The following is a 14,248-nucleotide window of genomic DNA, read 5'->3' as shown; positions in this document are numbered from 1 at the left end:
CCTGTAATGGAAGGCTTTTTTCTATTCCTTAGGATGTACCATGTCCTCAGGCTTTACATATCGTTCAAATTCAGCTTCAGTTAATATACCTAGTAGAAGAGCAGCCTCTTTTAATGACAGATTATTTTTATGAGCATGCTTTGCGATAGTAGCCGCTTTCTCATAGCCAATATACGGGTTCAATGCCGTTACCAGCATTAAGGACTCTTGTAGGTACTTGGAAATTACCGCTTCGTTTGCCTGGATTCCTACCGCACAGTGTTTGTTGAAAGAGTCTATTGAATCAGTTAGAAGTCGAACAGACTGTAGAAAATTATAAATGATAACTGGCTTGAACACATTAAGCTCAAAATTTCCTTGGCTCGCAGCAAAGCCGATTGTCGCATCATTTCCCATCACCTGTACCGCGACCATCGTAAGTGCCTCACTTTGGGTTGGGTTTACTTTCCCTGGCATAATGGAGCTTCCTGGTTCATTTTCCGGTATCTTAATCTCTCCAATGCCACAACGTGGTCCACTCGCTAGCCATCTTACGTCATTGGCCATCTTCATTAAATCAGCAGCCAGTCCTTTTATCGCCCCGTGGGCAAAAACGATTTCATCATGACTCGTTAATGCATGAAATTTATTTTCGGATGAATAGAAGGGATAATGCATATACGCTGAGATTTCCTTTGATACACTCTCCCCAAATTTCGGATGAGCATTTATGCCTGTACCAACTGCCGTGCCACCAATCGCAAGAGAAAGCATTTTTTCAATTGACTCCTTAATCATCTCTCTAGAGCGCCTTAACATATGAACCCAGCCACTGATTTCCTGACCGAGTGTTAGTGGTGTGGCATCCTGTAGATGCGTTCTTCCAATTTTCACGATGTTGGCAAATTCATCTTCCTTTTTCTCTAGAGTAGTCTGCAAACGCTGAATTGCAGGAAGAAGTCGTTCGTTTACAGCTTTTACAGCAGCAAGATGCATCGCAGTTGGAAATGTATCATTTGAGCTTTGACTCATATTGACATCGTCATTCGGATGTATTGATTCTGCACTCTCATTATCTTGTAAGAATTGGTTAGCGATGGTTGCGATGACTTCATTTACATTCATGTTGGTTTGTGTACCGCTGCCCGTTTGCCACACGACAAGGGGAAAATGATCATACAATCTTCCTGATCCTATTCCATCACATGCATGGATTATTGCTTTAGCTTTAATTGCATTCAGTTTACCTAGTTTTTTGTTTGTGATAGCAGCGCTTCTTTTTAAAATGGCAAAAGCCTCAATCACTTCCAGAGGCATCTTTTCCGTACCAATTGCGAAATTTTCCTTACTTCGTTGTGTTTGTGCCCCCCAGTACGCATCTGCTGGAACTTTAACCTCACCCATCGTATCTTTCTCAATTCGAAAGTCCAAAATGATCACCTCAACTTTTCTTCTCTATATAACCTACCAGTAATTACCTTGATTTATGTTAGATTAAGTTGGAAGATTATCTTCCTTGTTATTCAAAAAAAAAGAATTTATAATGGATATTTGAACGAAAAAGGAGGTGGGCTAACATGGATAAAGGGAATAGCTTCTTTACTCGTAAGAAAGAACAGCTTGGTGTGCAATTAAATAGCGTCCAGAAAAAAGCCGTTCTCCACACAAAAGGACCTCTACTCTTATTAGCTTCACCCGGTTCGGGAAAGACTACAACTACAATTATGAGAATTGGTTATTTAATAGAAGAAGAAGGGGTTGACCCTTCACGCATTAAGGCCGTTACATTTAGTCGTGCTTCAGCTGCTGATATGAAAGAAAGATTTGTCCGATTCTTTCCGGCTTATCCAATAGATTGCGTTGATTTTTCAACTATTCACAGTTTGGCATTCCAAATTGTACGAGATTATTATAATAAGCAAGGTGCCACCTACCAATTAATTGAAGGAAATCAAGATGGGGGCCCCAATAAAAAGTTGCTATTACGAAAAATTTTCAAATCATTAAATGGTGAGAATATTACAGAAGAGCAACTTGAAGAGGTATCAACCTATATTAGTTACATCAAAAACAAACTACTTCCTCGTAATGAGTGGAAGAAAATTGAAAGTGATATCCCACATATCGAGTCGATTGTAGAAGAATATGAGAATATAAAAAATGCCAATCCTAACATTCTGTTACTTGATTATGATGATATGCTTACGATTGCAAATGATGTATTTAGTCAAGATGAGAGTATTCTCCGTAAGTATCAAAACCGCTATGATTTTGTCCTTACCGATGAAAGCCAAGATACATCACTCGTGCAGCATATGATCATTGAAAAACTTGTTAAGCCTAATCAAAATCTTTATGTTGTCGCGGATGATGATCAATCCATTTACTCCTGGCGAGGGGCAGAGCCAAAGTATTTGTTAGATTTTAAACAAGTTTATTCGGACGCAGTCATTCTTAAGATGGAACAGAATTACCGGTCGTCAAATGATATTGTCGACATCGCGAATCGATTCATTAAGCGGAACAAAGACCGTTATGCTAAAAATATGTTCACTGAAAACCCTAATCACAAACCTATACAAACTAAACAATTTGAAGATTTTCGTTTTCAAGCAAAATACCTTGTCCAAGAGATTAATAGGGTAGAAAAGAAAAAAGATGTTGCTATTTTATATCGAAATAACTCTTCTTCTATTTTGTTAATTAATGAACTTGACCGGAATCAAATCCCATTTTATATCAAGGATTCTGATAACCGCTTTTTCTCACATTGGGTTGTTAAAGATGTGTTGAACTTTATGAGAATGACCTTTACGGACAAACGTTTTGATATATTTGAACAAGTTTATACGAAATGTGGCTTTTATCTATCAAAAGAACAATTGTTCGATGTGGCAAAAAAGCAGCCAACACAGTCTATTTTTGATAGACTTCTTCAAAATAAGAATTTAAAGGACTATCAAATTAAGCAAATTAAACATTGTCAGGAAACCTTTCAACAGATGAAGGGAGCTAAGCCACTTAAGGTTATTCAGTTAATCAGAGATCAACTAGGCTATGACAAAACCATTAAGGAAATGAGCAAGAGATTAGGATTTAAAACGGATTACCTTTTCGGTGTACTTCAAACACTTGAGGAAATCGCAGATACACTTGATTCGATGGAACAATTCGCAAACCGACTAAAGCATCTTGAACAATTGCTAAAAAACTCAAGACACAATAAGAATCAAGATGCAATCACACTAACCACTTTTCATAGTTCAAAGGGACTTGAGTTTAGAAAAGTATATATGATTGATTTGATTGAAGGAGTTATTCCCACGCACGATGAGATTCAAAAATACAAAGAGGGCAATCGTGACTTGATGGAAGAGGCAGTTCGGTTATTCTATGTTGGAATGACTCGAGCTGAACAAGAGTTAGAACTTTTATCATATAAAAAACAAAATGGAAAAGATCTTGTCCAGTCCCGGTTTATGACCAATGTAAAAAATCTTATCTCGCCACCGATTCGAATTCAGACTGCCGATCCAGAGAAGAAGCAATTAGCAAGAAAGCCAGCAGTTCCATATAATCCTAATGCCATTAAGCATGAAAAAGAGATTCAAATAGGACAACTTGTAAAGCATCGTGTTTTTGGTCATGGGTCCATTGTTTCAGTCACTGAAGATAAAATCGAAATTCAATTTCAAAAAGAAAAAAAGGCTTTGCTACTTGAGACATGTTTGGAAATGGGGTTATTAGAACCGGTAGATGGGGTAGTGGTAACATAATTATAAATAAGGAAAGGGAAAAAGACCTTTCCTTATTTTTCACTTTCTACTGTTTCAGTTTTTTCTACATCCGTTTTGGTTTCACTTTCAAATGGTTCTGCCTTTTCGTTTTTAAGAGTAGCGATCTCTTTTTCCAACCTTTTAATTTGTCTTTGTTGCTTGTATTGACGGAGAATCCCGAACATCCCCACAATTAATCCACCAAGTAGGGCAGAGCCTAAAATAATCAAAATTAACGGGATATCCGAATTACCAAATACATAATTAACTCTTACAGAATCTACATTGACTACGGCGAAAATAGCTACAATTAGGGCAAACAAAAGTCCTAAAATTAAATTCCACTGGAACCTCAAAATAGACAACTCCTTGCGTTACTGAATTTCTCAATCATTAAAAAGCGAAAAAAATACTTCTATTATCTTACCCATTTTAGCATGACAAGTTCCTGCTGCAAATCAATCGTTCGAAATCCTCTACATAACTGTTATATAATTAATAAACTGACAACGATTAGGATGATCATACATAATACGAAAAGAGGAATGTTAAATATGGTACATGAAATAATCTTAGACAATTATTCGCTGAAGGTTACAGAATACCAAGAAAAGCAAGTAGACGACTTATTAGTCATTACTGTCCGTTTTAAAGTAACAAGTGAAGAATATCATGATGTTACGACTCAATTATATAAAGGCAAATTTAGTTTAGTGGTTCCTGAGCGGAACATTGAATGTAAAGTAATGATCAAGGAATACTCAACCTCAATTACGAATCTTTATAAAAAAGACCAGGTTGGGGATTTTACACTTACACTTCGTGAAATTAAAGATTAAAAGGAGTATAGCGGATGCGATTAAGTATTTTAGATCAAGCGCCTATTTCTGATCACCAAACCCCACAAGAAGCATTAATAGAGTCAATGAAACTCGCTCAAGCAGGAGAGCGGTTAGGCTACACAAGATATTGGATTGCAGAACATCATGATTTAGCGGGATTGGCCTGTCCGGCACCTGAAGTCATGCTTGGTTATATTGGGGCACAAACCAACTCGATCCGTATCGGTGCGGGGGCCGTATTATTGCCACATTATAAACCGTATAAGGTCGCAGAAGTCTATAACATGCTTGCAACCTTATTTCCAAATCGGATTGACATAGGAATCGGTAGAGCACCTGGAGGATCTGCCGAAGCTACCAATGCATTATCCGATAACTTCTTACAACAGGTTTGGAAAATGCCTGAATCCATTGATACATTGCTTCACTTTATTTATAATGATTTTCCAGATAATCATGAATTTTTCAAAGTCAAGGCAGCACCAATTCCCGAAACACCTCCAATCCCATGGTTACTGGGAACGAGTAAGAAGAGTGCGATTCTTGCTGCGGAAAAAGGTTTAGCCTACACATTTGGTCTATTTATGAGCGACAATGATGGGGAAGAAATCGTTAAGGAATATAGAAAAAAGTATACCTCACGTAATAAAGAGGACAAGCCTCAAGTGATTTTAACGGTTTCTGCTATTTGTGCTGACTCCAAGGAGCAAGCAGAAGAGATTGCCTTAAGTTCTTATGTATGGGGTAAGCAAAGAGAGAAGAGGGAGGGGAAGATAGGTGTTCCCTCGATTTCAGATGCAAAAGAATACGTACAAAAAGAAAATCTCCAAGAGGACTTTAAAAAAATGAAACAAAAGGTTTTGATTGGATGTCCAAAGGAAGTAAAGGCTCAACTATTCGAACTGGAAAAGGCATACCAAGCTGATGAGATTATGATTGTCACAATCACACACTCACCTGAGGACCGAATCAAATCCTATGAATTAATCGCTAGAGAAGTAGGGTTAAATGGGAATGTCCTTGATGTAATATAAGAATAAAATAGTGCCCCATTCTACAGAAGTGGGGCATTCTTTTACTTAACTACAACATGATTTATGATTTTGAAGGGGTGAAGCTGTTTCTTCATTCTGCTTTTTCTCGTCTTTAACCTCTTCAATTGTAATCAAGCAACAATCCTTTTTTGAATTACCTAATTTGAACATTCTAAACATCAAAATCTCCTCCTAAGTTTCTATCATTATATAAACCTCTTAAAAAGGTAAATACCTAAATAAAGTAGAAAAGTGTTCCAGATAATGTTGCCATCGTGAAAACTGAAATTAAGAAGGCTATAACCAAACGTTTATGAAAGATTGAATTTAGTAAAGCCACTTCTGGCAAACTAGCACCTGTCGAACTAATCATAATCGCCATAACGGGGGCTAATGCCATACCTTTTGCAATCATAATGTGAGCAATTGGAATCATCGTTGAAAGTCGAACATAGAGTGGAATACCGATAATGGCTGCCAAGGGTATTAACCACCATTCATTTCCACCAAAATAGCTTGAAATAAATTCTGTTGGCACAGCCCCGTGAATTAAAGAACCAATTAATGCTCCAACTATAAGGTATGGATAGACTGTCTTCATAAGGGAAACTGTCTCAGCCCATGCTTTTTTCATATTAAATTTATTTGATTTCTCCTCGTTCAAGCCTTTGACTATTACGTTTTTAACAGCACTTTCAAACCCTAGTGCTTCAATCGTGAATCCAATCACAATTGATAGGACAGTGGTAAGAATTGTATAAAGAATCGCAACCTTCCAGCCTAAAAGCGCACCCATAAGTGTAAGGATGGTTGGGTCAAGAACTGGCGATGCAAATAAAAATACCATTACAAAACCGAATCTCATTTTTTTCTGAAGCATCCCCAAAACAATCGGAATAGTCGAACAGGAACAAAAGGGTGTTATGAACGCTAGTAATATAGCAACAGTTGCACCTGTCACTCTATTTGAGTTAAATAAATACTTCTCAAGCTTCTCATAAGGGATTAATCCTTGAACAATACTTATAACAAATGAAATGATAAAAAATAATAAAGTCAATTCAAGGGCAATTGATAAAAAATCTAGTAACACATCCCTCCACATCATGAACACTCCTTTATTATTTGCAATATGCAAGTATTAGTTCGAACTATGTCCTCCTATTTAGGAGGACAACAGTAACTTTCTGATTTTTTCATGGCGTCATTTAGTAAATTTATGGACCTAATCACGGATTCTCTTTCATATTCACTAAGGTGGGACAGGATCTGTTGTAAATAATGATTCATTTCTTCATCAATATTGTTTTCCATCGTTTTACCTTTTTCAGTGAGTGAAAGAATATTAACTCTGTTATCGTTTGGATGAGGTGTTTTCTTGACAATATCTTTATCAACTAGTGTTTTTATTTGTCTACTAAATGTCGTAATATCAATACCTAGAGCACCGGCCACCTCCTGCATAGAAGGAGAATTTTGTCTCTTTATTTCGTATAAGATATGACTTTGAAGAAGGCTAATATTTTCACCACAACAGTTTTCACAGCATTGTTCATTTAAGAAACCAAATCGTCTAACAAGAATTTGAAACATACTTCTTACGTTATTATTTTCCACTATTTTCACCTCTTGGTTTATTTATACTATATATACTTGCAATTTGCAACTATTTAACAACAAAATTCTTTTGATGAAGAAAAAGGCGCAGATTCAGGATCTGCGCCTTCTGTGATGGTTTAACTAATCAACCATCTGCTGTAAGTTCGACCTTTTTCTTTGCTTTAAGAAACTTTACGATATTAATAACAATCGTTTTGACAACCGCATAGGTTGGGATGGCTAATATCATCCCCAACACTCCTGCAAGATTACCCGCTGCAAGTAATAGAATAATAATTGTTGCTGGATGAGTATCAAGTGACTTCCCAAGAATAAGAGGGGAGAGAACATTACCCTCTAACTGTTGGGCAATAACTATTACGACTACGACTAGTAAGGCTTTAAAAGGAGAGTCGAATAAACCAACAATAACCGCTGGAGCACCTCCAAGAATAGGTCCAACGTATGGAATAATATTCGTGACCGCTACAATCAATGCCATAACAAGCGCAAACGGTAAATCAATGATTAAATACCCAATAAAAGAAAGGGTTCCGACGGCTAATGCTACAGTAAACTGTCCTTGAATATAAGCCGAAAGTGTTTCCCCGGTTTCTTTTAAAATAGTAAGAGCTTCATCTCGGTATGCGCTTGGGAAAAACCGAACTATTGCTTGTGGGAAGCGATGACCATCCTTTAGTAAATAAAACAATAGGAAGGGGACAGTCACTAATATAATTGCAATACTAGTTACAACACTAATGATTTGAGTAATCCCACCGGTTATACGATTAGGTAGTGTATTTGCAAAAGCAATTAGTTTTTCTTCGATTGTATTCAAAAGATCTTGTTGTTCATCCTGAATCCATTTAAATTCGGAGGATTTGGAGAACTCCTCGAAGAAATCCATCGCTTGATTCGCATAACCAGGCAGAGCATTTCCAAGAGCTGTAAATTGTTTCGTGATCATAGGAACTAAATTACCAACCGCTAATACAATCAACCCTATAAATAAAACATAAATGATGATTATGCCTAGGATTTTAGGCACTTTCCGACGTTGGAGGAATTTGACGATTGGATTCAAAAGAAAAAACAGAAATCCAGTAATCAAAATCGGAAAGAAGATCGTCGAGAAAAATACGCCGATTGGTTGAAACAAAAAGGTAATTTTCGTTGAAACATAGATAATTGTTAAAATTAAAAGGATTTGAATGAGCCAATATTGTAATTTCTTTTTCGACAAAGCATGTACCTTCTTTTCTATTAATATACAAGAAGTATAACAATTCCATAAAAAGAAAACAATTCCTTCCTTGTTAGGGATTTATTTCATTTGTTATACGTTTCTTCAAACAAATCTGTTGTAAACTCCTGCGGATTCCCGTCAAAGATAACGACCCCATCTTTTAATGCAATGATTCTTGAGGCAAATCGTTTCGCAAGTTCCACATCATGCAGATTCATCACAGATAAGAGGTTATGACGTTCATGTAATTCCTTTAATAATGATATGATGCGATTTGAAGTGCCTGGATCTAAGCTTGCAACAGGTTCATCGCCTAAGAAAACACGAGGCCTTTGCAATAAAGCACGTGCAATTCCAACACGTTGCTTTTGACCACCACTTAAATATTCAACTCGACGATGCTCTAATTCTGTAAGACCGACCACACCCAAAATACGTTTGGCGGTTTCAATTTCCTCTCTAGAAAATATCCCAAGGAGATTTTTCAGGGAACTCCGATAGCCAAACATGCCTGTTAATGCGTTCTGTAAAACCGTCAAGCGGGGGATAAGGTTAAAATGCTGAAAAATCATTCCGATTTCTCTTCGAACAAGACGCTGTTGTTCATTATTTTTTTGGGCCAATGGTTGACCATCCCAATACACTTCGCCTGTTGATGGTTGTTGTAGGCCATTCATACATCTAATAAGAGTGGATTTACCGGCACCACTTTTGCCTAGTACACAAATAAATTCACCCTCATCAAAGCTGAGATTTATTGAATGTAGAGCCGGAATTTCTGTATTCGGATAATAGACCGAAACATCCTTTAATTGAATCATGAAACAACCCCCATTAAATCACTTTATTCCGAACAAAGCTTCCAAACGAGTCTACTATGATGACTATCAACATAATCAGTAAAACGTCCAATGAAACAGATGAGTATTGAAAGCTTTTAAAATCATTAAATAGACGCTGTCCAATTCCACCGCCACCAATAAAACCAAGAATGAGGGAGGTTCGAATGGCAACCTCAAAACGATAAAAATATTGGGATAACACATTAGGCCATATCTGTGGAAGGATGCTAAACAAGGATGCCAACCAATTCTTTGAACCGACCGCTTTCATTGCTTCATGTGGACCAGAATCAGCTGATTCAATCAGTTCAGAAATGAGTTTTCCTAGTACCCCAATATTATGAAACATAATGGCTAAGACAGCAGGGAAAGGGCCTAACCCTAGAGCCGTTAATAAAATTAATCCGAATACAATTTCCGGAATTGACCGAACAAAGCTCATAATAATACGAACTACATTAAAAATAATGCGAGATGGCGATGTGTTTTTTGCAGCAAGAAAGCTGATTGGTAATGCAATGATTAATCCAAATAAGCTTCCTAAAAACGCCATCGCAAGTGTTTCAGCACTATCTATAAGCATCCGGGGCAATGCTGAAAAATCCATAGGAAACCATTGGGATAGAAAATCAATCATATTTCGAAAATCACGGAATTTTGATAAATCAAATTCAGTTAATCTCATACTAAAGTAAATCGCAATACCTAATAGAACTACAATTGTTAGGGTAGTTCGTTTAAACCACATGAAAATCAGCTCTATTCATTGATAATTCCTTGTTTGATTGCCGCTTGTCTAATGCTTTCGTAATCCTTATCACTTGCTTCTGTGAAGCCATTTGCTCCAAATGCCGATAGTATTTCTTCATCATCAATCGCTAAGAAAGCACTTTTTAGTTTTTGGATGGTTTCATCGTCTGTATTCTTATGTACTGCCCATGGATATTGGAATAATTTTTCCGATTGCCAGATTGTTTTAAAGAGGGTACCGTCTACTTTTCCAGCTTCAACTAGCTGATTATAGATTGCACTATCGATGGCACCAGCACTTACTTGTTGATTCTGAACTGCCAATGCAGTTGCATCATGAGATCCGGTATACCGAACAGATTTAAACTCATGTTCATCCTCGGATGTAAAAACACCCTGATCCTGTAATTCAATAGCTGGGATGAGGGAGCCTGATGTTGAATTGATATCTCCAAAAGCAAAGTCAATTTCACCTGAATGTGCTACCAGATCTTCTAGTGAATCTAAAGGACTATCTTTATGTGTAATGATATACGAATGATAAAAGGGTTCACCATCAATCAATTGCGTTATAATGGCTTTTGCGCCACTTTTTTCATTAGCCACGACATACGTTAATGGACCAAAGTATGCCATATCAATCTTGTCATAATTCATTGCCTCTACTACACCGTTATAATCAGGGTAGACATCGACAGAAACTTCACGTTCTAATTCAGTTGTTAAGAGGGATTGAAGTTTATCCATAGCTGTCTCCATTTCGCCGACAGTTTGCACAGGAATGACTCCAATTGTAAAAGTTTCACTCTCATTATTCTCGTCAGTAGTATTCGAACCACATCCCGCAAGAACTAGGATAAGAACGAATAAGAGTGAACGTATATTTCTAGTAATCAAAAAAACACCTCGTTTGTTTATTTTATAAAAGTTATTATTTCCCAACAATCTAAAAAGGACTCAAACGAGAGTCCTTAAATAACCATAATGAATCCAGGATTTTCACTAGTTACTTCACCAATTATACGAGCGTCTACATTGTTTTTATGTAGCTCTTGTAGCATTTTCTCAACTTCATTTTCCGGAATTGATAGTAGAAGTCCACCAGATGTGATCGCATCACATAGAATGAGTTGATCCAATTCATCTAAATTGGAACTATACTCCACTCGATCTGCTAACCATGCATGATTTTTCTTTGTACCACCGGGAACTACCTTTTGTTCAGCCAGTTCTTTTGTTTTTGGGAGAACTGGGACATTTTCATAATGAATCGTGATTCCGACATGACTACCTTCAGCCATCTCCATTGCATGCCCAAGGAGACCGAACCCCGTTACATCTGTACAGGCATGAACATGATAATGTTCCATTACCTCAGCTGCTTTTTTATTCAATGTTGCCATAACGTCAGTTACTTTCTTGATATCCTCTTGATCTAGAAGATCTCTTTTAATCGCAGTTGTCAAAATCCCAACTCCGATAGGTTTTGTGAGAATGAGACGATCACCAGGCTTCGCTCCCGCATTAGCCCTAATTCGTGATGGATGAACCGTACCGGTTACAGATAACCCGAATTTTGGTTCTTTGTCATCGATGGAGTGACCACCAACTAGTGAAGCACCTGATTCACTTACTTTTTCAGCAGCACCCGCTAGAATTTCGGCTAAAATACTTTTGTCTAATGTATTAATAGGGAAGGCGACGATGTTCATTACCGTAATCGGTTTTCCGCCCATAGCATAGACATCACTCAAAGCATTAGCAGCCGCAATCTGACCGAACATATACGGGTCATCAACGATTGGGGTGAAAAAGTCCAATGTTTGTACAAGCGCAATTTCATCATTAATTTTATAAACACCCGCATCATCAGGCGTATCAAGACCAACTAATAAATTTGGATTTGGCGTAGCTTTTGGTAAATGACGCAGAACCTGCGTCAGGTCCTCAGGACCGATTTTGCATCCTCAGCCAGCTTTTGTAGAAAGGGAGGTCAATTTAATGATTTCTTCCTTTTTAGACATCGACTTCATTCCTTCCATACTAGATTTCAGTTCAGTATGTTCTTTAGTACTAATTGGCGGGACTGTGTGGGAATCGAACCCACCGGAGACGACACGCGCCTCCCTCAGGGTTTTGAAGACCCAGGGGGACACCAGTCACCCAGCCAACCCCAAACTACCTATCATTATATACAGGAATCTCTTTTATAGGCAAATAATTATCATCAAACTTGAATTCATCTCAAGCTACCTAGTAAAGTAGAAGATATACATAACGGAATGAAAAGGAGAGGGGGAAGACTATGGCTGATGTTTTTTATACGATTGGAATGGCCGGACATATTGATCATGGTAAAACGACACTTACGAAGGCGTTAACAGGGGTTGATACCGACCGGTTAAAGGAAGAGAAGGAACGAAACATCTCGATTGAGCCTGGTTTTGCACCACTACTACTAGACAATGGGGTTCATGCTTCCATTGTCGATGTGCCTGGACATGAGCGTTTTATTAGGCAAATGATTGCAGGTGTCGCCGGTATTGACCTTGTCATGCTTGTCATTGCAGGAGATGAAGGGGTTATGCCACAAACAAAAGAACACCTCCAAATATTGAATTTCTTAGGTATCAAAAAATGTCTCGTAGTCGTTTCAAAGATTGAAAGAGTTGAGGATGAGTTACTACAACTTGCAGTCGAAGAAATTAAAGAGCTACTAGCTGAATCAGACTTTAAGGAGGCACCTATTCTATTTATAGACAGTCTAACAGGAATAGGTATACCAGAACTTAAACTAGCTATTCAAAAGGAGATAGAGGACCTAACACAAAAAGATACTAACGGCTCGTTTCGCCTACCAATTGACCAGGCCTTTACCGTTCAGGGGCATGGAACGATTGTCAGGGGAACGATTTTTGAGGGTAGGGTTTCTAAAGAAAGTCAGTTGACAATCTTACCATTAGGTAAAAGGGTGAAAGTCAGACAAATTCAGGTACATAATCAAGACACTGAAAAAGCGCAGGCAGGACAGCGAACTGCTCTAAATATTACGGGAGTTGCAAAAGAGGAAATAAAAAGAGGGGACGTGCTAGTTGATTCCAAAAATTTTCAAGTTACTCGCACCATTGATATTTCGCTTCAACTTGTTTCGCCACTATCAATGCCGCTTAAACAGCGTTCACCAGTCAAGTTACATGTTGGCACCACAGAGGCTTTCGGTAAAATTGTCTTCTTTGATCGGAATGAAGTACAAGAAACTACTGAGGAAATAGTCTGTCAGATTCAGTTAGAAGACGAAATTGTCGTTCGACGAGGAGACAGATTTATTTTACGAAGGCCTACACCTGTAGAAACACTAGGTGGGGGCTGGATTATTCAGCCACTTGCAGGAAAATACCGTTTCGGTGTCGAAACTATTAATAGGCTCAAAAAACAAATGGAACGTTCACCATCCGAGATTATTGATGATTTGCTAGAAACCCATCAGCTATTATCCAAGCTGCAACTTACCCAGCTTTCATCACTTCAGGAGGATGAAGTTCTAGAGATTTTAACAACGGGTGATTATATCCATATTCAAGAGAATACCTATAGTTCAAAACGCTCTATCTCTGAAGTAAATGAGGATATCCTGAAAACCGTACAGAATTATCACAACAAATTTCCATTACGAATAGGTATCAGTAAAGCCGAACTTCTTCAAGTACTTGGTCACCCGAAAGGTCTGATTGAATATTGCATCAATGAACGATTACAAAATAACGATATGAAGAAAGAAGAACAGTATTTATCGCTATACAACTTTATCCCAAGCCTTCTAGATGGACAAATGAAGACCATTGTTTCATCACTTATAAATGACGGCATACAACCCCAAAAATGGGGAGATTATATAAAAGAAGCATCCATTTCGAACCAAGCATCAAATGAGCTTAAAACGTATTTATTAAAAACGAATCAAGCATACTTACTTAATGAAGAAACGTTGATACATAAAGAAGCCTTTGATCATGCGATTAACAAGTTAAAAAAGACAACAAATAATCGTTTTAGCGTATCAGAGGCAAAAGAAATACTAGGACTTTCTCGTAAATACCTCATTCCTTTCTTAGAGTTACTTGATTATCTAAAATTAACGAAACGGGAAGAAGGGAATCGAGTGTGGATAAAACATTAG

The 14,248-nt window shown here is 37.6% G+C and carries 14 protein-coding genes and 1 tRNA gene; 4 read left to right on the top strand and 11 right to left on the bottom strand.

Going from position 1 to position 14,248, the window contains the following annotated elements; translation table 11 throughout:
- Positions 1-21 precede the first annotated feature (21 nt).
- Positions 22-1,410: a class II fumarate hydratase gene (fumC, locus tag CZ490_RS05710; protein WP_077617994.1), complete on the bottom strand. Its 1,389-nt coding sequence runs from the start codon at positions 1,408-1,410 to the stop codon at positions 22-24.
- Positions 1,411-1,556: 146 nt separating this feature from the next.
- Here fumC and CZ490_RS05705 point away from each other — a divergent pair, with 146 nt between their 5' ends.
- Positions 1,557-3,755, top strand: a complete 2,199-nt coding sequence (locus tag CZ490_RS05705; RefSeq protein ID WP_077617993.1) for an ATP-dependent helicase — start codon at positions 1,557-1,559, stop codon at positions 3,753-3,755.
- A 32-nt stretch (positions 3,756-3,787) separates the two neighbouring features.
- Here the strand turns inward: CZ490_RS05705 and CZ490_RS05700 are convergent, their stop codons facing one another.
- Positions 3,788-4,111: a LapA family protein gene (locus tag CZ490_RS05700; RefSeq protein ID WP_077617992.1), complete on the bottom strand. Its 324-nt coding sequence runs from the start codon at positions 4,109-4,111 to the stop codon at positions 3,788-3,790.
- 198 nt (positions 4,112-4,309) lie between these two features.
- On the opposite strand from CZ490_RS05700, the gene CZ490_RS05695 reads away from it, so the two are divergent.
- Together CZ490_RS05695 and CZ490_RS05690 are read left to right on the top strand one after the other, a co-directional pair.
- A complete protein-coding gene (locus tag CZ490_RS05695) occupies positions 4,310-4,594 on the top strand; it encodes a DUF3219 family protein (protein WP_077617991.1) in 285 nt (94 codons plus the stop codon).
- Positions 4,595-4,608: 14 nt separating this feature from the next.
- Entirely contained in the window at positions 4,609-5,631 is a 1,023-nt protein-coding gene (locus CZ490_RS05690; protein WP_077617990.1) for an LLM class flavin-dependent oxidoreductase, read from the top strand.
- Positions 5,632-5,676: 45 nt separating this feature from the next.
- Here CZ490_RS05690 and CZ490_RS22775 read toward each other — a convergent pair whose 3' ends face one another.
- The 9 genes from CZ490_RS22775 to CZ490_RS22280 all read right to left on the bottom strand — a co-directional run bounded on the left by CZ490_RS22775 (position 5,677) and on the right by CZ490_RS22280 (position 12,246).
- Positions 5,677-5,811: a hypothetical protein gene (locus tag CZ490_RS22775; RefSeq protein WP_268762020.1), complete on the bottom strand. Its 135-nt coding sequence runs from the start codon at positions 5,809-5,811 to the stop codon at positions 5,677-5,679.
- Positions 5,812-5,866: 55 nt separating this feature from the next.
- Positions 5,867-6,736 carry a permease gene (locus tag CZ490_RS05685; protein ID WP_077617989.1) on the bottom strand — a complete coding sequence of 290 codons (870 nt, stop codon included), beginning with the start codon at positions 6,734-6,736 and terminating at the stop codon, positions 5,867-5,869.
- A gap of 56 nt (positions 6,737-6,792) precedes the next feature.
- Positions 6,793-7,224, bottom strand: coding sequence for a MarR family winged helix-turn-helix transcriptional regulator (locus CZ490_RS05680; protein WP_077620950.1), 432 nt, complete (start codon positions 7,222-7,224; stop codon positions 6,793-6,795).
- A gap of 151 nt (positions 7,225-7,375) precedes the next feature.
- Positions 7,376-8,476, bottom strand: a complete 1,101-nt coding sequence (locus CZ490_RS05675; RefSeq protein ID WP_077617988.1) for an AI-2E family transporter — start codon at positions 8,474-8,476, stop codon at positions 7,376-7,378.
- Between the two features lie 86 nt (positions 8,477-8,562).
- Positions 8,563-9,300: a phosphonate ABC transporter ATP-binding protein gene (phnC, locus tag CZ490_RS05670; protein ID WP_077617987.1), complete on the bottom strand. Its 738-nt coding sequence runs from the start codon at positions 9,298-9,300 to the stop codon at positions 8,563-8,565.
- A gap of 13 nt (positions 9,301-9,313) precedes the next feature.
- Positions 9,314-10,069 carry a phosphonate ABC transporter, permease protein PhnE gene (gene phnE, locus CZ490_RS05665; protein ID WP_077617986.1) on the bottom strand — a complete coding sequence of 252 codons (756 nt, stop codon included), beginning with the start codon at positions 10,067-10,069 and terminating at the stop codon, positions 9,314-9,316.
- Between the two features lie 11 nt (positions 10,070-10,080).
- Positions 10,081-10,965, bottom strand: a complete 885-nt coding sequence (gene phnD / locus CZ490_RS05660) for a phosphate/phosphite/phosphonate ABC transporter substrate-binding protein (protein WP_407639804.1) — start codon at positions 10,963-10,965, stop codon at positions 10,081-10,083.
- A gap of 77 nt (positions 10,966-11,042) precedes the next feature.
- Positions 11,043-12,095 (bottom strand): selenide, water dikinase SelD, encoded by a 1,053-nt coding sequence (gene selD, locus CZ490_RS05655; protein ID WP_077617985.1) that lies wholly within the window; start codon positions 12,093-12,095, stop codon positions 11,043-11,045.
- 54 nt (positions 12,096-12,149) lie between these two features.
- Positions 12,150-12,246: transfer RNA gene (locus CZ490_RS22280), tRNA-Sec, on the bottom strand.
- Between the two features lie 130 nt (positions 12,247-12,376).
- On the opposite strand from CZ490_RS22280, the gene selB reads away from it, so the two are divergent.
- Positions 12,377-14,248 carry a selenocysteine-specific translation elongation factor gene (gene selB, locus CZ490_RS05645; protein ID WP_077617983.1) on the top strand — a complete coding sequence of 624 codons (1,872 nt, stop codon included), beginning with the start codon at positions 12,377-12,379 and terminating at the stop codon, positions 14,246-14,248.

It is taken from the genome of Litchfieldia sinesaloumensis (genome assembly GCF_900156865.1).
GTDB classification, from domain to species: Bacteria; Bacillota; Bacilli; order Bacillales; family Bacillaceae_L; genus Ferdinandcohnia; species Ferdinandcohnia sinesaloumensis.
The sequence above is the reverse complement of the archived record's forward strand: the minus strand, read 5'-3'. Positions and strand labels throughout refer to the sequence as shown.